This is a genomic window from Pseudaquabacterium terrae (assembly GCF_013266755.1).
Lineage (GTDB): Bacteria > Pseudomonadota > Gammaproteobacteria > Burkholderiales > Burkholderiaceae_C > Pseudaquabacterium > Pseudaquabacterium terrae.
In genome coordinates this window covers 56,934-77,456 of the sequence record NZ_JABRWJ010000001.1, presented here as the reverse complement: position 1 = coordinate 77,456, position 20,523 = coordinate 56,934, and the positions used below count along the sequence as shown (strand labels likewise).

The window sequence follows — 20,523 nt, the reverse complement described above, 5'->3', positions numbered from 1 at the left end:
GGCTCAGGGCCCGCCGCGAAAGCGCTTCACCTGTTCGCGCATCCCGCGCGAAATCGCGAGCCACGTGCGCCGCGGAAAGTCCGCCGGCAGATCGTTTTCCACACGCTGCAGCGCGGCCTCCACGCCGTCGACATGCCCGAGCATCCGCTGCCACACGGGCGCGCCGCCATGCTGCAGCGCCAGCGCGTGCCAGTGCCGGGCGTGGATACCGTGCAGGTCGTAGTGCACGTTCTTCGCGCGCAGCGCGAAGGCCAGCTCGGCGCGGCGCCAGCGGAACTGGTTCGGCGCGTCGCCGATGTACGGGAAGATCGACAGCACGTCGTACAGCGGCGTCGCGACGTAGGCATCGCCCGGCTGCAGGAAGATCGAGAAGTTCTTGGCGTGACCGTCGGTGGCGGCCATCAGCCAGAAGGTCAGCTGGGCCAGCGCGAACAAGCCGCGGTCGCCCGGATCGCCGCCGGCGAGCAGGCGCATGCAATCGGCGATGCCGGGGCCGCCGTCCTTCTCGTACTTGCGGTTCGGCGGGTAGCCCAGCGCCTGGCAGAGGTCTTCCTGCGGCAGGCGCGCGATCCAGTCGCGGCCGTCGGGGTGCCCGTCGGAGTGTTTCTGCCAGGCGCGGTCGAAGCGGGTCACGACCAGCGCCTGCTGGTCCTCGAAGCGCCACATCTCCGTGCGCGCGACGGCCAAGCCGAGCTGGTAGAGGATCTGCGCGCACAGCCACTCGTTGGCCACCGAGTCGCCGAGGTCGACGCGCCGCGAGCCGCCGACCAGACCCAGCGGCAGCTTGAGGATGTGCGTCGTCGGCGTGGCGCCGTGCGGTTGGTGCCACGCACCGTCCCGGAACAGCAGCGCGGTCTTCTCCTGCGCGCCGGCGAGCGAGATGCGAAACAGATCGTCGTCCGCCTCCTGGCCGAGCACCGAATCGGAGGGCACCGCGCGCAGGAGGCCGGCCACCTGCGCTTCGCTCAGCGGCTCGCTGTGGATGCGGTCCCAACCCGCGGGCTCGGCGCCTTCGGGCAGCAACTGCACCGCGCCGACGCAGTCGCGGCCGATCGCCTCGAGCAGCGCGAAGGCATCGGTGGAGCGGGTCTTGAAGCGCCGCCCGAGCCGTTCGCGGATCTTCTCGTTGTCGGGCAGCAGGTTGTCGAAGTAGTTCGCCACCGCCGCGCCGCGGATCTCGAGCGCCGGCGTGATCGGCAGCGACAGCGACAGGGCGCGCCGCTTCGGCGAATCGAGCCACGACCGGTGATAGGTGAATCGATGCGCGCCGCGGTCGACGGTCCAGGTGCCGACGAGCTGGCCGTTCATCCAGGCGGCGAGGCTGGCGCTCACCACTGACCCTGCCGGGCCCCGGGCTCGGCCTTCGCGGCGGGCTCGTCGGTGTCGCGAATCACCAGCGCGGCGCCCAGCGCATTGAGCACCTGCATGATCTGCTGCAGGTTGACGACGCCGGGGTTGGCCTCGATCTCGACGATGCGCGCCTGCGTGACGCCGATCGCCTCGCCGAGCCGGGCCTGCGTCATGCCGCGCTGCTTGCGCAGCGCGCGCAGCTGCGGGCGCAGCTGGTCGGCCATCTTCAGCGGGTAGTCCATGAACAAGTCTCCGCTTGTATTGGCCGAATATAACACCTGCCTTGTAATTGCCTAAAACAAGCTACGGCTGTTGAATCGCGCGCGCCGCCGACTCGCGCAGCTTGTCCTTCTTGCTCTTGCGTTTGCCCTTGATGCCGCCGGCGGGATCGGCCACCGGCGCGGCCGCCTCGGTGGGCTCCGTCGGCTCGAAGCCGGCGATGCGCTCGCGCTCGACGCGCTGGCCCTGGCGCTTCTCGATCAGCCGGAAATGCGCTTCGGTGTCGGCGCTGACGAAGCTCACCGCGAGCCCGCTCTCTCCCGCGCGCGCGGTGCGGCCGATGCGGTGCACGTAGTCCACCGCCGAGCGCGGCAGGTCGTAGTTGACGACCACCGGCAACTGCTCGATGTGCAGGCCGCGCGCGGCCATGTCGGTGGCGACGACCACCTGCAGCCGGCCGGCCTTGAAGTCCGCCAGCGCCTGCGTGCGCGCGCCCTGGCTCAGGTCGCCATGGAAAGCCGCCGCCGCCAGGCCGGTGCGGCACAGCTTGTCGGCCACGTGTTCGGTGGCGTACCGGGTGGCGACGAAGACCAGCACGCGCGTCCACTGTCCCTTCTGAATCAGGTGGCGCAACAAGGCCGTGCGCCGCGCCGCGTCCACTTCCACCGCATGCTGCGTCACGGCCGGCGCACTGGCTGGCGCACCCCCCGGCTGCGACGCCACCTCGATCCGCACCGGATCGCGCAGCAGGCGTTGCGCCAGCGCCTGCACCGCGGGCGGGAAGGTGGCCGAGAACAGCAGGTTCTGCCGCCGCCGCGGCAGCAGCGCGACGATGCGCGCCAGCTCGTCGGCAAAGCCCGCGTCCAGCAGCCGATCGGCCTCGTCGAGCACGAGCATCTCGACCCAGGCCAGGCCGAGCGCGTTGTGCGTTATCAGGTCCAACAGGCGGCCTGGCGTGGCGACCACCACATCGGCGCCGCCGCGCAAGCCCATCATCTGCGGATTGATCGATACGCCGCCGAACACGCAGGCCAGCTTCAGCGCCGGCACAGCGATGTGTTCGGCGAGGCCGTCGATCGACTCGGCCACCTGCGCCGCGAGCTCGCGCGTCGGCACCAGCACCAGCGCGCGCAGGCGCCGCGGCGCGCCGCGCGGCGCGCTCTCCAGCTGCTGCAGCATCGGCAGCACGAACGCCGCCGTCTTGCCCGAGCCGGTCTGCGCCGAGGCGATCACGTCGCGGCCTTCGAGCAGCGCCGGAATCGCCGCCGCCTGGATCGCGGTCGGCTCGGCGTAACCCCGCTCACCCGCGGCGCGCACCAGCGCGGGTGAGAGCCCGAGCGCCGCGAACGGCGAAGTCGTCAAGGCCGCTCCGGTCAAAGCAACCTCGCCTTCACCGTCTTGCCCTTCACCTTGCCGTTGTTCAGCTTGCGCAGCGCCTCCTTGGCAATGCCGCGCTCGACGGCCACGTAGGTCGAGAACTCGTTGATGTTGATCTTGCCGATCTGCTCGACCTGGAAGCCGTGGTCCTTGGTCAGCGCGCCCAGCACGTCGCCGGGGCGGATCTTTTCCTTGCGGCCGCCGAGGATCTGCAGCGTCGTCATCGGCGGGTGCAGCGGCTCGGCGTCCGCCGGCGTCAGCTCGTTCAGGTGGTGCCAGACGCTGTCGCTGCCCTGCATCTGGTCGATGCGGCCGACGCGGTCCATCTCGTCCATGCTGGCCAGGTTGAAGGCCCAGCCGGCTTCGTCGGCGCGGCCGGTGCGGCCGACGCGGTGCGTGTGCAGCTCGGCCTCGGGCGTGATGTCGACGTTGATCACCGCTTCGAGCTGCGCGATGTCGAGCCCGCGCGCGGCCACGTCGGTGGCCACCAGCACGCTGCAGCTGCGGTTGGCGAACTGCACCAGCACCTGGTCGCGCTCGCGCTGCTCCAGGTCGCCGTGCAGCTCGAGCGCGACGATGCCCTCGGCCTGCAGCACGGCCACCAGGTCGCGGCACTGCTGCTTGGTGTTGCAGAAGGCCAGCGTGCTGACCGGCCGGTAGTGGTTCAGCAGCAGGCCCACGGCGTGCAGGCGCTCGCTGTCCTTCACCTCGTAGAAGCGCTGGCGGATCTTGGTGGCCGCGTGACGCTCGGCCAGCTTCACTTCCTGCGGCTCGCGCAGGTAGCGGCTGGCCAGCTTCATCACGTCGTCGGGATAGGTGGCCGAGAACAGCAGCGTCTGGCGCTGCTTCGGGCAGTGGCCGATCACGGTGGCGATGTCGTCGGCGAAGCCCATGTCCAGCATGCGATCGGCTTCGTCGAGCACCAGCGTGTTCAACGCGTCCAGCGCCAGGCTCGCGCGCGCCAGGTGGTCGAGGATGCGGCCCGGCGTGCCCACCACCACGTGCGCGCCATGCGCCAGGCTGGCGAGCTGCGGGCGCATCGTCGCGCCGCCGCACAGCGTGATGATCTTGATGTTCTCCTCGGCGCGGGCCAGGCGCCGGATCTCCTGCGTCACCTGCTCGGCGAGCTCACGCGTGGGGCAGAGCACGAGCGATTGCACCGCGAAGTGCCGCGGGTTCAGGTTGGCCAGCAGCGGCAGTGCGAAGGCAGCCGTCTTGCCACTGCCGGTCTTGGCCTGCGCGATCAGGTCCTTGCCCGCCAGCGCCAAGGGCAGGCTGGCCGCCTGGATCGGCGTCATCTGCTCGTAACCCAGCCGCTGCAGGTTTTCCAGCACGGCCGGGGAGAGGGGAAGGTCCTGGAAAGCGCGGCCCGCGGGTGGGGCAGGGGAACGTTCGGTCATGCGGGATTGTCGGGGACCGCGGCCCGGCGCCCCGCAGGCCGGGTCCGGGACACCCTAGACGCCGAGGTATTGATGCACGATCTGCGGCTGCGCCCGCAGCGCATCGGAGTCGCCCTGCCAGACGATCCGGCCCTTCTCGATCACGTGGTGCCGATCGGCCAGGCGCAGCAAATGGCCGATGTTCTTGTCGATGACGATCAGCGCCAGGCCCTCCCGCTTGAGCTCCGCCAGCGTGCGCCAGATCTCTTCGCGGATCACCGGCGCCAGCCCCTCGGTGGCCTCGTCGAGCACCAGCAGCCGCGGGTTGGTCATCAACGCGCGGCCGATCGCCAGCATCTGCTGCTCGCCCCCCGACAGCTGCCAGCCCAGGTTGCCGCGCCGCTCCTGCAGCCGGGGGAAGAAGCCGTAGATCCGCTCCAGCGTCCACGGCCGCAAGGCGCCGGGCCGCGAGTCGCGCGGCTGTGCGCCGCGCGCGGTGGCGACCAGGTTCTCCTCGACCGTCAGGCCGGTGAAGATCTGCCGGCCTTCGGGCACCAGCGCGAGGCCGCGCCGCGCGACGCGGTGCGGTGCCTCGCCCAGCACCTGCGTGCCGCCGACGACGATCCGGCCGGCACTCGCCGCGAGCAGGCCGAACAGGCACTTCACCGTCGTCGAGCGCCCCATGCCGTTGCGGCCCAGCAGCGTCACCACCTGGCCCGGCTCGACCTCGAGCGAGACGTCGAACAGCACCTGCGCGCGGCCATAGCCGGCCTGCAGCCCCTGCACCGAAAGAAAGGCACTCATCGTCGCGCCCTCACAGCGTCTCTTCGCCGAGGTACACCGCGCGCACCTCGGGATGGTTGCGGATCTCGTCGGGCGTGCCGGTGAACATCACGCGGCCGTACACCAGCACGCTGATGCGATCGGCCAGCGCGAACACCGCATCCATGTCGTGCTCGACGAGCAGGATCGTGTAGTGGCGCTTCAGCCCCTTCAGCAGCGCGATCACCGCCGCCGACTCCTGCACGCTCATGCCGGCCATCGGTTCGTCGAGCAGCAGGAACTTCGGCTGCGCGGCGAGCGCCATCGCCAGCTCGAGCTGGCGCCGCTCGCCATACCCGAGCTCGCCGGCCGGCAGCTCGGCGCGCTGCAGCAGCCCGGTGGCGGCCAGCGCCTGCTGCGCCGCCTGCTTCGACGCCCGATCCGACAGCATCGGTCGCCAGAACCCCATCACCTGAGCGCGCGCGCCGAGCGCGGCCAACGTCGCGTTCTCGCGCACGCTGAACTCCTCGAAGATCGAGGTGATCTGGTACGAGCGCAGCAGCCCGCGCCGCGCGCGCTGGTGCACCGGCAGCGCGCTGATGTCGGCGTCCTCGAAGCGGATGCTGCCCGCGTCGGCCGGCAGCTCGCCGCTCAGCTGGTTGATCAGCGTGGTCTTGCCGGCGCCGTTGGGGCCGATCACCGCGTGCAGCTCGCCGGCTCGAATATCGAGGCTGACGTGATCGGTGACCAGCAGCGCGCCATAACGCTTGACGAGGCCTTCGGTTCGCAGCGCCGCCATCACGCGTCTCCCGGGGCGATGACCGGTGCGGCGGGCAGGGGCGCCGGCCGCAGCCCATCGAGCCGCTGCAGCCAGCCGGCGAGGCCCTGCTTGCCGGCCAGCGCCATCAGCACGATCAGCGGCCCGAACACGATCATCCAGTGCTCCGTCCAGCCCTTGAGCACCTCCTCGAGGCCGAGGAATACCAGGGCGCCCAGCAGCGGCCCCCACACGCTGCCCATGCCGCCCAGCACCACCGTCACGATCAGCTCGCCGGAGACCGTCCAGGCCAGCGTGCTGGGCGAGGCGTAGGCGTTCAAGTTGGCCAGCAGCAGCCCGGCCACGCCGCACAACATGCCCGACAGCACGTAGGCGACGAGCTGCACGCGCAGCGCCTGCAGGCCGATGGCGTTGACGCGGCGCGGATTCTGGCGCGCACCGCGCAGCGCCATGCCGAACGGTGCGATGCGCAGCCGTGCGAACCACCACGTGGCCAGCACCAGCACCACGAACGCCACGCCGTACACCGCCAGCGGCGAGCCGAGGTTCAGCGCGCCGAAGCGGCTGGTGTGGGTGATCGACAGGCCATCGTCGCCGCCGTAGTGCTTCAGGCTGACCAGCAGGAAGTAGCCCATCTGCGCGAAGGCCAGCGTGATCATGATGAAGGCGATGCCCGAGGTGCGCAGGCTGATGATCCCGGTCACCAGCGCCGCGAAGCCGCACACCGCCAGACAGACCAGCAGGTGCACGACACCGCTGCCGACCTCGTGGAACGACGGCAGCGCGACCGCGTAAGCGCCGAGGCCGAGAAACAGCGCGTGGCCGAAGCTGACGAGGCCGCCGTAGCCGAGCGCGAGGTTCAACGCGGTGGCGGCGATCGCGTAGATCACGATGCGCGCGAAGAACGCGATCCAGAACGGCTGCTCGAGCGCCGTGGCCGCGAAGGGCAGCACGCCGAGCGCTGCGAGCAGCAGCAGCGGCAGCAGCGTGCCGGGTCGAATCAGCTTGGACATCATCACTTCACCCCCGGTGCGCCGGAAAGAGCCCTTGCGGCCGCCAGGCCAGCACGAGCGCCATCAGCAGGTACACGCTCATCGATGCGAGCGCCGGGCCGGCCGCGTCGGCGAGCGAGCGCTCGGCCACCTGCCGCAAGGCCATCGGCAGGAACGCGCGGCCCAGCGTGTCGACCAGGCCGACGATCAGCGACGCATAGAACGCGCCGCTGACCGAGCCGATGCCGCCGATCACGATGACCACCAGCGTGGTGATCAACACCGGCTCGCCCATGCCGGACTGCACCGACAGGATCGGCCCGGCCATCGCGCCGGCCACGCCGGCGAGCATCGCGCCGAGCCCGAACAGCAGCGCATTGAGCAGGCGGATGTTGACGCCCAGCGCGCCCACCATCTGCGGGTTCTGCGCGCCGGCGCGGATCAGCATGCCCAGCCGCGTCTTGTGGATCAGCGCGTACGAGCCCAGCGCGACCAGCAGCCCCACCGCGATGATCGCGAAGCGGTACGACGGATAGCTGAAGCCCAGCAGCTCGACGGTGCCCGACAGCACTTGCGGCACCTGCACGAAGTACGGCTGCGGCCCCCAGACCAGGCGGACCAGCTCGTTGAAGAACAGCACCAGCCCGAAGGTGGCCAGCACGTGGTCGAGGTGATCGCGCCGGTACAGCCGCGACACCACCGTCAGCTCGAGCACAAGTCCCAGCAGCAGCGCGCTGGCCGCCGCCGCCAGCACCGCGAGCACGAACGATCCGCTGGCGCCGTAGGCCACCGCGCCCGCATAGGCGCCCAGCATGTACAGCGAGCCGTGCGCGAGGTTCACGAAGCTCATGATCCCGAACACCAGCGTCAGCCCGGCCGCCAGCAGGAACAGCAGCACGCCGTACTGCAGGCCGTTCAGCAGCTGCGCGAAGAGCAGCGTCAGACTCATGGCCGCTCACTTCAACGGGCACTGGCCGTGGTACGCGTCGGCGTGCGCCTTCAGCGGCGTGCCGATCTGCCGCACCGCGAGCTTGCCGTTGTCCTTCGCGGCTTCGAAGGCGTAGTAGTTCTGCACCGGCAGGTTGTTGTTGTTGAAGCGGAAGGGCCCGCGCACCGAGCTGAACTCGCTGCCCGCGGCCTTCACCGCCGCGGCCAGCGCCTTGGCGTCGCCCGACTTGCCGCCGAGCTTGCGCAGTGCCGCATCGAGCAGGTTCGCCGCGTCGTAGCCGGTGGCGGCGTATTCGCTCGGCGTGCGCTTGTACTTGGCCTCGAAGGCGGTGACGAACTTGCGGTTCCCGGGCGTGTCGAGCGCCGCATCCCACATCGCGCCGCTGATCGTACCGGCGGCCGCTTCGCGCAGCGAAGGCAGCGTCGTGCCGTCGACGGTGAACACCGAGTACAGCGGCAGCTTCGCCGACAGGCCGGCCTGGCCCATCTGCTTGACGAAGTTGACGCCCATGCCGCCGGGATAGAAGACGAACACCGCGTCGGGCTTGGCGGCCTGCAGCTGCGCCAGCTCGGCCGCGTAGTCGGCCTGGTTGACCTGCGTGTAGGTCTCGCCGATGACCTCGCCCTTGAAGAAGCGCTTGAAGCCGGCCAGCATGTCCTTGCCGGCCTGGTAGTTCGGCGCCATCAGGTAGACGCGCTTGACGCCGCGCTCCTGCGCGAACGTGCCCATCGCTTCGGCCGCGCCGTCGTTCTGCCAGGCCACCGAGAAGACGTTGGCCTTGCACTGGGCGCCGGCGATCGGCGACGGGCCGGCATTGGTGGCGATCGCAACCGTGCCCGATTCGGCCAGGCGCGGCAGGCTGCCCATCAGCACGTTCGAGAAGCTCAGGCCGACGATCGCGTCGACCTTGTCCTTGTCGATGAACTTGCGCACGATCTGCTGGCCGGTCTCGGGCTTGAGCTGGTCGTCCTCCTTCAGCACGCTGGCGGGCTGGCCACCGAGCTTGCCGCCGAGCTGCTCCAGCGCCAGCATGAAGCCGTCGACCTGGTCCTGGCCGACGAGGGCCTGCGGGCCGGACAACGGGGCCATCAGGCCGATGGTGGCGGCGTTGGCGGTGATGAGGGTGCCCGCGAGCGCGAGCGCGAGGGCGGTGACGGCATGGCGCATGGTCTGTCTCCTTCAGGGTGAGCTCCGCTCAGCGGCGTCCCGGTGGAGACGCCGTGGCGGCTGGAATGCGGCGGGGTCAGTCGAGGCGCACGAACACGCGCGAGCCTTCGATCTTCACGGGGTAGTGGCGCAGCGGCTCGGTCGCCGGTTCGCAGGTCGGCTTGCCGTCGCGCACGTCGAACTTGCCCTGGTGCAGCGGGCATTCGATTTCATGGCCTTCGAGGAAGCCGTCGCACAGCCGGGCGTGGCCGTGCGTGCAGAGGTTGTCGGTGGCGTACACCGCGTCGCCGACGGTGTAGAGCGCGATGTCGCGGCCATCGACTTCGATGCCGATCACGTCGTCGGTGGGCAGCGCATCGGTCGCCAGCGCGTCGATCCAGGTGGTGGTGCTCATATCGGGTAGATGATCGAGTTGGGGATCATTTCGCTGTCGTAGATGCACTCGCGCGACGCGAACTTCAGGCCTTGCGGCGTGCGCACCACCGTGTCCAGGTAGCGGCCGACGTTGAACACCGTCGAGGCCTCCGACAGCTTGGTGCGGAACACCGCGTAGTTGGCTTCGCAGCGGATGCGATCCTCGTCGACGCTGCGGATCACCGGCGTGCCCACCACGTGGCGCTGGTAGTAGGGGTCGTGGAACAGTGTCTCGGTGATGCCGTAGACACGGTCCTTCAGCATGCCCTTGCTGGTGAACGACAACGTGGCCAGCGGGAAGCCACGTTCGTGGTTCTCGCGCGGCTGCAGCCGGTAGACGCAGTCGTCGATGAAGAACTCGGGCCACAGCGCCCAGTGGCCGGAATCGACCGCGCTGGCGTAGTCGGCGTACAGCTGTGTCAGCGCCAGCCAGTCGTCGAAGTTCAGGGTCGTGCTCATCGCTCAGGCCTCCATCACGTCCCGCCAGTAGCGGTACATGCCGCGTATCAGCGTCTCGGTCACCATGTGCTCGGTGTCCTCCACCGCGTGGCCGCCCAGCTCGGCCAGCGTGCGGTGGAAGGGCTTGCTCTCGAAGGCCTGCTGCGAGAACTCGATCACCTCGCCGTCGTCGGCCGAGACGAAGCCGGCCGGGCCGAACAGGTTGGCCTGGCGCAGCCGGCGCTGCGTCATCTCCTCGTCGTCGTCCTCGAAGCCGAAGTGCGTCCAGACGAAGTCGAAGCTGCCGTGGCCGCTGGGCTGGATGTGGCGCGTCGAGACGCTGTTGACCTGCTGCTGCAGGATCACGCTCGGGAAGATGGTGGTCATCACGGCGGTCGGTCCGCCCCACCACGGCTCGGGCACGATGTCGAGGAAGCTCGGGTCGTTGAGCTGCATGTCGGCCTTGAAGCTCGACACCTGCGTCACCTGCCCGGCCTGGCCGGCGGTGCCGCGCGTGGAGATCATCGCCGCGTGGCGAAACCTCGAATCCATGCGCAGCTGGGACTTGTTGTCGGCGCGCCAGAGGCCGTAGGTGACGAACCAGGTGTGCAGCAGGCCCGGGTGGTACGGGTCCTTGATGTTCTCCTGCATCAGCTTCCAGTTGCCGGGGATGCGCTGGCGGTTGTAGCCCAGGATCTTCAGCGTGCGGCCGTTGAACAGCCGATCGAAGTAGCCGAGGATCGCCGGGCCGAGATAACTTTCAAAAGACTCGACTTCGGGATCGAACGACGCGAAGACCACACCGCCGCGCGTCGCCACCTGCAGCTTCGTCAGCCCGTGCTCGCTGGTCTTGAAGTCTGCCGGCATGCCGCCATGCACCTGCCCGTCCTGCTTGACGCCACGGCGGAACGGCACGCCCTGCAGGTCGCCCTTGAGCGTGTAGCTCCACTGGTGGTACGGGCAGACGAAATCCTTGCGGTTGCCGTGTCGCTCGCGGCAGAAGCGCATGCCGCGGTGGGCGCACACATTCTCGACGACGTTGATCGCGCCGCTGGCATCGCGAACCATGATCACCGAGCGCTCGCCGACCACCGTGCGCTTGAAGTCGCCGGCATTCGGCACCTCGGCCTCCAGGCCGACGTAACACCAGTGGCCCTTGTAGAAGAAGCGCTCCAGCTCGCGCTGGTACAGCGCGTCGCTGGTGTAGGTCAGGAACGGGATCCGGTGCGTGCCGTCGCCCTCCCACTGCGGAGTCGACGGAAAGACGGTGGATGTCTCGCTCATTGCGTGTCTCCTGGCTGGCGTGCGTGCTCGAACGCGGATCAGGCGTCGACCCGGACTTCGATCTCGCCGAGGCCGGCGATGGCGCCCTTCATCACGTCGCCCGGCACGACGGCGTTCACGCCCTCGGGCGTGCCGGTCATGATCAGGTCGCCGGGCTCGAGTGCCTCGTACTGCGACAGCGTCGCGATGCATTCGGCCACCGACCAGATCAGCTTCGAGATGTCGGACGCCTGGCGCGGCTGGCCGTTGACCGTCAGCGTGATGGCGCCGTCGCCGGGGTGGCCGCCATCCGCGGCGCGCCGCAGCGCCCCGATCGGTGCCGACCGCGCAAACGACTTGCCGAACTCCCAGGGCCGGCCCTTGTCACGCGCTTCCAGTTGCAGGTCGCGCCGCGTCATGTCCAGGCCGACGGCATAACCGTAGACATGCGCCAGCGCATTCGCCACGGCGATGTCGCGGCCGCCCTCGCCGATGGCGATGACGAGCTCGATCTCGTGGTGGTAGTTGGCGGTCTTCGGCGGGTAGGGCACGCTCGCCGGCCGCGACGCGTCGACCACCGCGTGGGCCGGCTTCATGAAGAAGAACGGCGGCTCACGGTCCGGGTCCTTGCCCATCTCGCGGGCATGCGCGGCGTAGTTGCGGCCGACGCAGAAGACGCGGTTGACCGGGAAGCGCTCGTCGCGCCCGGCGACGCTGAGCGAAAAAACGGGCGGAACGGGGACGGCGTAGTTCATGGGGGCTTTGGTTCGGATGAAGAAGGCGTGGAGATCTACAGCCGCTGCTCGCGCCACAGGCCGAGCACCTGCTGCACCGGCCGGTCGGAGTAGCTGAACAGCAGCGTGTCGCGGCTGGCGTGCAGCCGCAGCGTGTGCCACGACGGCACGACGAAGACATCGTTCTCGGCGAAGCGCAGCACCTCGTCGCCGACCAACGCCTCGCCTTCGCCTTCCAGGCAGACGCAGACGGTGCCGTCGGTGCTGCGCAGCGGCCGGGTCTCGAAGCCGGCGGGCAGCCACTGCGCGAAGGCACCGATGGTCGGCATCGGCGAGGCGCCGGTGGCCGGATTGACGAAGCGCTGCTTGAAGCCCAGGTGCGGGTCGGGTGTGCCGCTCGCAATGGCCGTTAGCGCGGCGCGCGTGCGTTCGTACGGATAGACGAAGACGCGGGTGGGCTCCTGCGGCGTCTGGTGAAAGTCCACCGGCACCATGTTGGCGCCGTAGCGCGCCAGCGCGTCGCCTTCCGGGCGCAGGGGGGTCTGCACCGCCTGCTCGGTCTTCTCGGCGAAGCCGGCATCGAGAAAGCGCAGCAGCGGAATGTCCAGGCCGTCCAGCCACACCACCGGCTCGTTCCCCAAGTTGCCGTGGTCGTGCCAGGTCCAGGCCGGGGTGATGATGAAGTCGCCGCGGCGCATCGTGGTGCGCTCGCCGTTGACCGCGGTGTAGGCGCCCTGGCCATCGAGCACCAGCCGCAGCGCCGACTGCGCATGGCGGTGCGCCGGGGCCACTTCACCGGGCAGGATCAGTTGCAGGCCGGCGTAGAGCGATTGCGTGATGCACGACTCGCCGCGCAGCGCCGGGTTCTCGAGGATCAGCACGCGGCGCTCGGCCTCCTCGGCGCTGATCAGGCGCCCGGCTTCGAGCACCTGCTCACGCACCTCGGCATAACGCCAGAGCGCGGGCACGACCGGCGAGCGCGGCGCCGGCGGCACCAGCGCGTCGAGCACCTCCCACAGCGGCGTCATGCTGTGGCGGCCGATGCGCTCGTAGTAGGCGCGGCGCTCGCGCAGCGCCGCGGGCGAATGGGCGGTGGTGGCCATGGTGTTCAGGTTCCCTGGGTGTAGAAGGCGTCGGCATGCATGCGCTCGGGCGCGATGCCCTTGCGCTTGGCCAGCAGCGTGGCCGCCTCCACCATCGGCGGCGAGCCGCAGAGGTAGGCGCGCCAGCCGTCGAGCTGCGGCAGGTCGGCTTCGATCGCATCGGTGACCAGGCCGGCGCGATGCCGGCGCGGGTCGGCGCCGCCGGTCACCACCACGTGCAGGTGCAGCGCGGGGTGCAGGCCGCGCAAGTGCTCCAGCCACGCCAGGCCATAAACGTCGCGCGGCGAGCGCACGCCGAAGTACAGGTGGATGGGGTTGGCCATGCCGCCGGCAACCGCGCCGCGGATGATCGACAGGATCGGCGCGAGCCCGGTGCCGCCGGCCACGCACAGCATCGGGCCGTCGTGCTTGCGGCGCAGGTAGGCCGAGCCGAGCGGGCCGCTGACGCGCACCGCATCGCCGACCTTCAGCGTGTTAGCGATGTAGCCGGTGACGCGGCCGTCGGGCACCAGCCGGACGTGGAATTCCAGCGTGTCGTCATCCGCCAGCCCGGCCATCGAATACGGCCGCACAAACTCGGGCGTGAACTGCAGCTGCGCGTACTGGCCCGGCGAGAAGACCAGCGGCTTGGCCGGCTTCAGCCGCAGCCGCTTGATGTCGTGCGTCATGTCCTCGATCGACAGCACGGTCGCCTTCACGATGCGCGCGGGGTGCACGACGATCTCGTCGGGCTCCGGGATCTGGATCGTGCAGGGCTCGGTGAGAAAGGTCTGGCAGGCCAGCACGAACGCCGCCTCGCCGTCGAGCGGCCGCTGCATCGCCTGGCCGCCGTCGAGCACGTCGCCGCTGAGCACCTTGCAGCGGCAGGTGCCGCAACGCCCCGCCATGCAGCTGTACGACATCGGCACCTGGTGCTCGCGCAGCACCTCGAGCAGGTTGGCGCCCGGCTGCACGTGCAGCACGCGTTGCAGAGGGTGGATCGTGACTTCCATGAGCCGCATGATCGGCGCCGGCCGTCATTCAGCCAATAGAATGACTTGAATACATGACATCACCGATGTGAATGGAGCGGCGATGGAGCTGCGCGACCTCGACCTCAACCTGCTGGTGCTTTTCAACCAGCTCCTGGTCGAGCGGCGGGTGTCGAAAGTGGCGGACAACCTCGGGCTCACGCAGCCGGCCGTCAGCAACGCGCTGGCGCGCCTGCGCAAGCTGCTCGGCGACGAGCTGTTCCTGCGCACGCCCACCGGCATGCAGCCGACGCCGTTCGCCGAGCAGCTCGCCGAGCCGGTGACCTACGCGCTCGGCATGATCCACAGCGCGCTGAACCAGCGCAGTGCGTTCGAGCCGGCGAGCAGCACGCGCTCGTTCACCATCGGCATGACCGACATCGGCGAGATCTATTTCCTGCCCACGCTGATGGAGCGCCTGCGGCAGCAGGCGCCGGGCGTGTCACTGAGCACGGTGCGCAACACCGCGGTCAACCTGAAGGACGAGATGGAGGCCGGCAAGGTCGACCTGGCGATCGGGCTGCTGCCGCAGCTGAAGGCCGGCTTCTTCCAGCGGCGACTGTTCAAGCAGCGCTACGTATGCCTGATGCGCCAGGGCCACCGGCTCGACAAGAAGAAGATCTCGCTGGCCGAGTTCTCGGCGGCCGAGCACCTGGTCGTCGTGTCACCCGGCACCGGGCACGGCAAGGTCGACGAGCTGCTCGAGCGCAGCGGCATCCACCGCCACGTGCGCCTGACGGTGCCGCACTACGTGGCGATCGGCCACATCCTGCAGACGACCGACCTGGTGGCGACGGTGCCCGAGCGGCTCGCGCAGCGCATGACCGAGCCGTTCCGGCTGGCCAGCCACACGCATCCGGCCAAGCTGCCGGAGGTGGCGATCAACGTCTTCTGGCACGCCAAGTTCCACCGCGCGCCCGACAACCACTGGCTGCGCACGCTGGTGTTCGACACCTTCGTCGACGAGGGCGGCGGCTGATCGGAGCCGATCGAAACGCTGCCGGAGGACCGCTCAGTCGGCATAGGCGCCCGCGGCCTTGATGAGGATCGAGCCGTGTTGGCGGATGGACAAATGATCGTGGGGCGCCTTGGCCAAGGCCAATGCCTGTCTTGTTTGCTTTGATGCCTTCAAAGCACCGCAGCGGCTTCAAGCAGCGTCCGAAGCCGCCTTCGCAGCCTCCCAGAATCCTTCTGCAGCCCGGCCCAGCGCTGCGTGGTCGCGGTGCAACCGGACCTCCAGGTCGATCCGCCAGGCGTCGGGCGCGGCAACGGCGAGTCGGCCTGCTGCGATGTCGTCGCCGATCAGGAGGGCGGGCAGCCATGCGAGGCCGCGCCCATCGAGCGCCATGGTTCTCAGCACCGAGGCCAGGTGCGCCGTCAGCACCTGCTGCGCACGCAGGCGTTCCAGTTCAGGGCCCTTCATCGCGCGAAGGATCCGCCCCACGCCGGACTCGGCGCTGTAGCCGAGCATCTGCAAGCCGGCCGCCTTGCCGTCACTGGGAATGAGGTGCGTCGGCTGCCCATTGCCGTCCGTGGCGGACACCGGAATCAGCTGATCCGAGCCGACGACCAGGAAGGGACAGCTCGCCTCGTCCAGCGGCCCCTTCACCTGCGGGTGCCCGTGCGCCAGCACGAACTGCACTTGCTTGTGCAGCAGCAGCGCCTCGCAGCGCTGCTGCACGTCGGACACCAGTTGCACCGGTCCGAGGTTGGTGTGCGCCTCCAGCTGCCGCAGCCAGCGCGGCAGGAAAGTGAACGACAGGGCATGCGTGGCGGCGAATCGAAGCGTCGTCGAGCTGGCCTCGGCGATGGCACGCGCCTCGCCCGGCACCTTGGCGACCTGCGCCTGCAGTTCCTGCGCGATCTTGCGAAACCAGTGTCCCGTTTCGGTCAGGCGTGCCGGCTGCGAGCTGCGGTCGAAGAGCTCGGCACCGAGCCACTCCTCCAGCGCGCGGATGCGGCGGCTGAAGGCCGGTTGTGTCATGTGGCGCTCGTCTGCAGCGCGCGAGAAGTTTCCGGTCGCCGCGAGTGCCATGAAGTCATCGAGCCAGGACAGGTTCATGGTCACGGGCGGTGCTTTCAGGGCATCAAAGACGAGATAAACGGCATTGGTCACGCCGCGCCGCGCCGCCGATCATTCCGTCACCCCAACACACACCGGAGACGCCCGTGAAGATCGTCGAGATTCGAGAGAAGACCATTGCCATCGCCAGCCCGATCCGCAATGCGTACATCGACTTTAGCAAGATGACGCTGAGCCTCGTGGCCGTGATCACTGACGTCGTCCGCGACGGCAAGCCGGTCGTCGGTTATGGCTTCAACTCGAACGGCCGGTATGGGCAGGGCAAGCTGATGCGCGAGCGTTTCATCCCGCGCCTGATGGAGGCGGCCCCGGACGCGCTGGTCGACGCGACGGGCAGGAACCTCGATCCGCACCAGGCCTGGAACACGATGTTCACCAACGAAAAACCGGGCGGCCATGGCGAGCGTTCGGTGGCCATCGGCACGATCGACATGGCCGTGTGGGATGCGGTCGCCAAGATCGAGGGCAAGCCGCTGTTCCAATTGCTCGCCGACCGCTACGGCAATGGCAAGCCCGATCGCAAGATCTTCGTCTACGCCGCCGGCGGCTACTACTACCCCGGGCAGGACCACCAGAAGCTCAAGGACGAGATGCGCAGCTACATCGACCGCGGCTACACCGTCGTCAAGAAGAAGATCGGTGGCGCCTCGCTCGACGAGGACCTGCGCCGCATCGATTCGATCCTGAGCGTGCTGCAGGATGGGCAGAAGCTGTGCGTCGATGCCAATGGACGCTTCGACCTCGACACCGCGATCCAGTACGCCAAGGCGCTCTCGCAGTACGACCTGTTCTGGTACGAGGAGCCGGGCGACCCGCTCGACTTCGAATTGCAGGCCACGCTGCGCAACTACTACAAGAATCCGATGGCCACCGGCGAGGACCTGTTCTCGATGCAGGACGCGCGCAACCTGATCCGCTACGGCGGCATGCGCCCGGACCGCGACTGGCTGCAGTTCGATTGCGCGTTGAGCTACGGACTGGTCGAGTACCTGCGCACGCTCGACATGCTGAAGGAGCACGGCTGGTCGGCCAGCCGCTGCATCCCGCACGGCGGCCACCAGATGTCGCTGAACATCGCCGCGGGCCTGGGCCTGGGCGGCAACGAGTCCTACCCGGACCTGTTCCAGCCGTTCGGCGGCTTCCCGGACGGGGTGAAGGTCGACAACGGCTACGTCACGTTGCCCGACCTGCCCGGCATCGGCTTCGAAGGCAAGGCCGATCTGTACCGGGAGATGAAGGCGCTGTCGGATTGACCGGCGAGGAGGGCCAAGCTCCGGTTCAGGAAAGCCGCGAGCTTCAGGCGCTCATCCGTTCCAGCCGCGCCGCCTCTTCGAGCCGCGCATCCTCGATCTCGCGCAGCACGCCCGACAGGTCGACGGCGCCGGCCTGGTGCTCGTAGCGGCCGGTCAGCGGCATGTCGGGCACCAGCCGGCCACTGGCGTAGAGCGACCAGATCTCGGGACCGTACTGCGTCGCCAGCAGCGCCGGCGCATAGCGGCCGAAGAAGCTGCGCAGGTTGTCGACATCGCGCATCAGCATGCGCGGGGCGTGGTTGTTGCCGGCGGCGTCCACCGCCTGCGGCAGATCGATGATCACCGGGCCATCGGCGGCCAGCAGGATGTTGAACTCCGACAAGTCGCCGTGAATCACGCCGGCGCAGAGCATGCGCACCACTTCGCCGATCAGCGTGTCATGGTGCTGCAGCGCCTCGGCGTCGCTGAAGGGCAGGTCGTTCAGGCGCGGTGCGGCGTCGCCCTGGTGGTCGGCCACCAACTCCATCAGCAGCACGCCCTCGTGGAAGTTGTTGGGCTGCGGCACGCGCACGCCGGCGGCGGCCAGGCGGTACAAGGCATCGACTTCGGCGCTCTGCCAGGCGGCTTCCTGCTGCTGGCGGCCGAAGGCGGTGCCCTTGGCCATCGCGCGGGCGTGGCGGCTGTTGCGCACCTTGCGGTTCTCGGTGTAGTCGACCGCCTGGCGAAAGCTGCGCTTGTGGGCTTCCTTGTAGACCTTGGCCGCGCGCGTCTCGTCGCCGCAGCGCACCACGTAAACGTCGGCTTCCTTGCCGCTCTTGAGCCGGCGCACGACACTGTCGATCAGCCCTTCGGCAATCAGGGCCTGCAGGCGGGCGGGAGATTTCATGGCGCGATTCTCGGGCCTTTCCCGAAAGGGGCTGCGCCGGGCCGCCGGGTGTCGCTATTCGACCAAGAGGCAGAATCCGACTCATGCACCTCAAAGTACCCATTGCCCTGGTCGACGAGCTCGATGAAGAGATCGTCCATTCCACCGCTTCGCTGGACCTCGCCAGCGGCGAAATCTACGACGTGGTCTACGACAACTACGACCTCAAGGCCAGAGGCATTCCCGCGGCGCTGCCGGACTACGCCTTCACCAGCGGCGTGCTGTCGCATGGCGGCAAGGACGTCGAGTTCGGCGTGCGCGTCGACCTGTTCAGCGGGCGCTACAGCGTCACCGCGAACGAACTGCTCGACATCAAGGTGCGCGCCGCGAAGCTGTTTGCCGGCATCGAGGGCAAGGACCTGGCGACCGGCGGCGGCCAGTCGCCCAAGAAACCGCACTGAACGCGCGGGCAGGCCCCGGCTCAAGCGGGGGTCGCCTGCAGCAGGCGCTGCCATTCGCCGCCGGCGGCCGCCTCGATCACGATCGGGGCGCGGCCGTCGAAGCCCGGCACCTCCAGCCGGCTCGCATGCAGCCACAGCCGCGCCACGCCCAGCCATTCGGCCACCGCGCGGTTGTGCGCCCCCTTGCCGTGCGTGCTGTCGCCGACCAGCGGATGCGCGATGTGCTTGAAATGGCGGCGAATCTGGTGCCGCCGGCCGGTCAGCGGTTCGACCTCGAGCAGCGCATAGCGGCTGGTGGCGTGGCGGCCGTCGGGAAACGGCCACTCGTGGCAGGCCAGCCGGCGGTAACGCGTGAGCGCCGGCAGGCGCGGCTGCACGGCCGACGGCAACTCGGGGTCGCGCGCCAGCGCCTGGTCGATCTCGCCCTCGGCCGCCGGCCAGCCGCGCACCAGCGCCAGGTAGCGCTTGTGCACCCGGCCGGCCTCGAAGGCCTCCCCCAGCGCGCGCGCCGCCTGCACGCTGCGCGCGAACAGCAGCACGCCGGAGGTCGGCTTGTCGAGCCGATGTACCGTCCACAACGCCAGGCCGAGCTGCGCGCGCAGCAGGTCGAGCGCGTTGCGCGTCTCGTGCGCATCGAGCGCCGACGCATGCACCAGCAACCCGGGCGGCTTGTGAATCGCCACCAGGTGATCGTCGAGGTGCAGCAGCCGCAGCGGCGCGTCGGTGCAGGTTTGCGTCAACGGCGCGGGCGTGTCGTGATCAGTTCGAGCGACATCACGCCGTGCGCGACGGGCGGCATCTGCTTCTTGCCGGCGCAGATCCAGATGCCGCGCTCGTCCATGCGCTCCAGCAGCAGGATCGAATAGAAGTCGTTGGCGGCGGTCACCAGGCTCAATACCTGGCCGCTGGGCTTGCCGCGCATCTTCGCCATCAGCGGCATGATGTCGCCGGCATCGAAGGCCAGCGCCGGGTTGTAGCCCGTGACCGTCAGCGGCATCGCCTGCGCGAAGGTGTTCTTCACGGTCGAGTTCGGCGGCTGGGTCTTGCCGACGGATTCGATGGTGCCGAGGTGCCCGACCCAGCGCCCGTTCAAGTCGGTCCAGGTGGTGATCCAGCAGCCGCTCATGAAGCCGGTCAACACGTCGCCCATCGTGGACACCTTCGCGGTGCGGCCGTGGATGTAGTTCAGCCAGGTGTACGGGATGCCCATGTCCTTGCGGAAACCGAGCGTCGACACGTTCGGCAGGCTGTGGTCGACGACCTCGTCGTCCAGGCCGACGTAGAACATCGGCGCCGTCACCGGCGGGCTGACGACGATCGACCCATCCTGCGGCTGGGTGCTGATGGCGCTGGGTGCGGCCCAGTTGAAGCGCGCGCCCTTGACGAAAAATCGTTCGATCATGCAGTTTCTCCGGCAGCCCAGGGTGCCGGGATTATTCGCCTGCCGGGCGGGCGCGGGCAAGGGTGTCTTCAGCCCTCCGGCCGATGGCACACCGCCTCGATGTTGTGCCCGTCCGGCCCGATCACGTAGGCCGCGTAGTAGTTCGGGTGGTAGCGCTCGCGGATGCCGGGCGCGCCGTTGTCCTTGCCTCCGGCGGCCAATGCGGCGGCGTGGAACTGCCGCACCTGTTCGCGGTTAGCAGCCGAGAAGGCGACGTGGATCGGCCCCGGGCTGCCGCCGAACGAGCCGATCCACAGCTCGCCTTCGCCGCGCCGGCCGATCATCGCCCAGCCTTCGGCCTCGATCGTGATCTGCAGGCCCAGCGGCTGCAGCGCCTGCAGGAAGAACGCCTTGCCCTTCGCATAGTCGGTCAGGTTGAAGCCGAGGTGATCGATAACCATCGCGTGGCCTCCTGGAGTGGGTCGCGCGAGTCTCGCAGCGGCGCGCGGCAGGGGCGATCCCCAAGGTCACGACGGTTTCAGCAG

At 69.1% G+C, this 20,523-nt stretch carries 23 protein-coding genes and 1 pseudogene; 3 read left to right on the top strand and 21 right to left on the bottom strand.

Translation table 11 applies throughout. The features are described from left to right. Positions 1-3: 3 nt before the first annotated feature. The 16 genes and pseudogenes from HLB44_RS00390 to HLB44_RS00320 all read right to left on the bottom strand — a co-directional run bounded on the left by HLB44_RS00390 (position 4) and on the right by HLB44_RS00320 (position 13,917). Entirely contained in the window at positions 4-1,335 is a 1,332-nt protein-coding gene (locus tag HLB44_RS00390; RefSeq protein WP_425500753.1) for a type II toxin-antitoxin system HipA family toxin, read from the bottom strand. Beyond that, entirely contained in the window at positions 1,329-1,592 is a 264-nt protein-coding gene (locus tag HLB44_RS00385) for a helix-turn-helix domain-containing protein (RefSeq protein WP_173119474.1), read from the bottom strand. Before HLB44_RS00385 ends, HLB44_RS00390 begins: the two co-directional genes overlap by 7 nt. Before the next feature lie 61 nt (positions 1,593-1,653). Further along, entirely contained in the window at positions 1,654-2,931 is a 1,278-nt protein-coding gene (locus HLB44_RS00380; protein ID WP_173119472.1) for a DEAD/DEAH box helicase, read from the bottom strand. An 11-nt stretch (positions 2,932-2,942) separates the two neighbouring features. After that, positions 2,943-4,346 (bottom strand): ATP-dependent RNA helicase DbpA, encoded by a 1,404-nt coding sequence (gene dbpA, locus HLB44_RS00375; RefSeq protein ID WP_173119470.1) that lies wholly within the window; start codon positions 4,344-4,346, stop codon positions 2,943-2,945. 54 nt (positions 4,347-4,400) lie between these two features. Next, positions 4,401-5,129, bottom strand: coding sequence for an ABC transporter ATP-binding protein (locus tag HLB44_RS00370; RefSeq protein WP_173119468.1), 729 nt, complete (start codon positions 5,127-5,129; stop codon positions 4,401-4,403). 10 nt (positions 5,130-5,139) lie between these two features. Beyond that, complete coding sequence (locus HLB44_RS38305) at positions 5,140-5,217, bottom strand: ABC transporter ATP-binding protein C-terminal domain-containing protein (protein WP_425500763.1); 78 nt, start codon at positions 5,215-5,217, stop codon at positions 5,140-5,142. A gap of 204 nt (positions 5,218-5,421) precedes the next feature. Next, positions 5,422-5,820 (bottom strand): annotated as a pseudogene (locus HLB44_RS38300) (ATP-binding cassette domain-containing protein); the annotation flags it as partial. A gap of 65 nt (positions 5,821-5,885) precedes the next feature. Then, complete coding sequence (locus tag HLB44_RS00360; RefSeq protein ID WP_173119464.1) at positions 5,886-6,881, bottom strand: branched-chain amino acid ABC transporter permease; 996 nt, start codon at positions 6,879-6,881, stop codon at positions 5,886-5,888. A 4-nt stretch (positions 6,882-6,885) separates the two neighbouring features. Further along, positions 6,886-7,806, bottom strand: a complete 921-nt coding sequence (locus HLB44_RS00355) for a branched-chain amino acid ABC transporter permease (RefSeq protein ID WP_173119462.1) — start codon at positions 7,804-7,806, stop codon at positions 6,886-6,888. Between the two features lie 6 nt (positions 7,807-7,812). Next, on the bottom strand, positions 7,813-8,973 hold the full coding sequence (locus HLB44_RS00350; RefSeq protein WP_173119460.1) for an ABC transporter substrate-binding protein: 1,161 nt from the start codon (positions 8,971-8,973) through the stop codon (positions 7,813-7,815). A 76-nt stretch (positions 8,974-9,049) separates the two neighbouring features. Continuing rightward, positions 9,050-9,367, bottom strand: a complete 318-nt coding sequence (locus HLB44_RS00345) for a non-heme iron oxygenase ferredoxin subunit (RefSeq protein WP_173119458.1) — start codon at positions 9,365-9,367, stop codon at positions 9,050-9,052. Continuing rightward, positions 9,364-9,846, bottom strand: coding sequence for an aromatic-ring-hydroxylating dioxygenase subunit beta (locus HLB44_RS00340; RefSeq protein WP_173119456.1), 483 nt, complete (start codon positions 9,844-9,846; stop codon positions 9,364-9,366). Before HLB44_RS00340 ends, HLB44_RS00345 begins: the two co-directional genes overlap by 4 nt. A 3-nt stretch (positions 9,847-9,849) precedes the next feature. After that, entirely contained in the window at positions 9,850-11,109 is a 1,260-nt protein-coding gene (locus HLB44_RS00335) for an aromatic ring-hydroxylating dioxygenase subunit alpha (RefSeq protein WP_173119454.1), read from the bottom strand. 38 nt (positions 11,110-11,147) lie between these two features. Then, the gene (locus HLB44_RS00330) at positions 11,148-11,843 is read right to left on the bottom strand and encodes a fumarylacetoacetate hydrolase family protein (RefSeq protein ID WP_173119452.1); all 696 of its coding nucleotides are present in this window, start codon (positions 11,841-11,843) and stop codon (positions 11,148-11,150) included. Positions 11,844-11,878: 35 nt separating this feature from the next. Further along, positions 11,879-12,925 carry a gentisate 1,2-dioxygenase gene (gene gtdA, locus HLB44_RS00325; protein ID WP_173119450.1) on the bottom strand — a complete coding sequence of 349 codons (1,047 nt, stop codon included), beginning with the start codon at positions 12,923-12,925 and terminating at the stop codon, positions 11,879-11,881. Between the two features lie 5 nt (positions 12,926-12,930). Next, entirely contained in the window at positions 12,931-13,917 is a 987-nt protein-coding gene (locus HLB44_RS00320) for a 2Fe-2S iron-sulfur cluster-binding protein (RefSeq protein ID WP_173119447.1), read from the bottom strand. A gap of 82 nt (positions 13,918-13,999) precedes the next feature. Between HLB44_RS00320 and HLB44_RS00315 the strand changes: the two genes are divergently transcribed. Continuing rightward, entirely contained in the window at positions 14,000-14,914 is a 915-nt protein-coding gene (locus tag HLB44_RS00315) for a LysR family transcriptional regulator (RefSeq protein WP_173119445.1), read from the top strand. A gap of 168 nt (positions 14,915-15,082) precedes the next feature. On the opposite strand, the gene HLB44_RS00310 is transcribed toward HLB44_RS00315, so the two are convergent. Then, on the bottom strand, positions 15,083-16,051 hold the full coding sequence (locus HLB44_RS00310; protein WP_343051183.1) for a LysR family transcriptional regulator: 969 nt from the start codon (positions 16,049-16,051) through the stop codon (positions 15,083-15,085). A 53-nt stretch (positions 16,052-16,104) separates the two neighbouring features. Between HLB44_RS00310 and HLB44_RS00305 the strand changes: the two genes are divergently transcribed. Beyond that, positions 16,105-17,271 (top strand): enolase C-terminal domain-like protein, encoded by a 1,167-nt coding sequence (locus HLB44_RS00305; protein ID WP_173119443.1) that lies wholly within the window; start codon positions 16,105-16,107, stop codon positions 17,269-17,271. 43 nt (positions 17,272-17,314) lie between these two features. Here HLB44_RS00305 and HLB44_RS00300 read toward each other — a convergent pair whose 3' ends face one another. Then, a complete protein-coding gene (locus tag HLB44_RS00300; protein WP_173119441.1) occupies positions 17,315-18,157 on the bottom strand; it encodes a PA4780 family RIO1-like protein kinase in 843 nt (280 codons plus the stop codon). An 83-nt stretch (positions 18,158-18,240) separates the two neighbouring features. Between HLB44_RS00300 and HLB44_RS00295 the strand changes: the two genes are divergently transcribed. Continuing rightward, positions 18,241-18,597, top strand: a complete 357-nt coding sequence (locus tag HLB44_RS00295) for a hypothetical protein (RefSeq protein ID WP_173119439.1) — start codon at positions 18,241-18,243, stop codon at positions 18,595-18,597. Between the two features lie 20 nt (positions 18,598-18,617). On the opposite strand, the gene HLB44_RS00290 is transcribed toward HLB44_RS00295, so the two are convergent. The 3 genes from HLB44_RS00290 to HLB44_RS00280 all read right to left on the bottom strand — a co-directional run bounded on the left by HLB44_RS00290 (position 18,618) and on the right by HLB44_RS00280 (position 20,439). Next, the gene (locus tag HLB44_RS00290; protein ID WP_173119437.1) at positions 18,618-19,337 is read right to left on the bottom strand and encodes a pseudouridine synthase; all 720 of its coding nucleotides are present in this window, start codon (positions 19,335-19,337) and stop codon (positions 18,618-18,620) included. Beyond that, a complete protein-coding gene (locus tag HLB44_RS00285; protein ID WP_173119435.1) occupies positions 19,334-19,999 on the bottom strand; it encodes a hypothetical protein in 666 nt (221 codons plus the stop codon). Before HLB44_RS00285 ends, HLB44_RS00290 begins: the two co-directional genes overlap by 4 nt. Before the next feature lie 68 nt (positions 20,000-20,067). Beyond that, positions 20,068-20,439, bottom strand: coding sequence for a VOC family protein (locus HLB44_RS00280; RefSeq protein WP_173119433.1), 372 nt, complete (start codon positions 20,437-20,439; stop codon positions 20,068-20,070). Between the last annotated feature and the right edge of the window lie 84 nt (positions 20,440-20,523).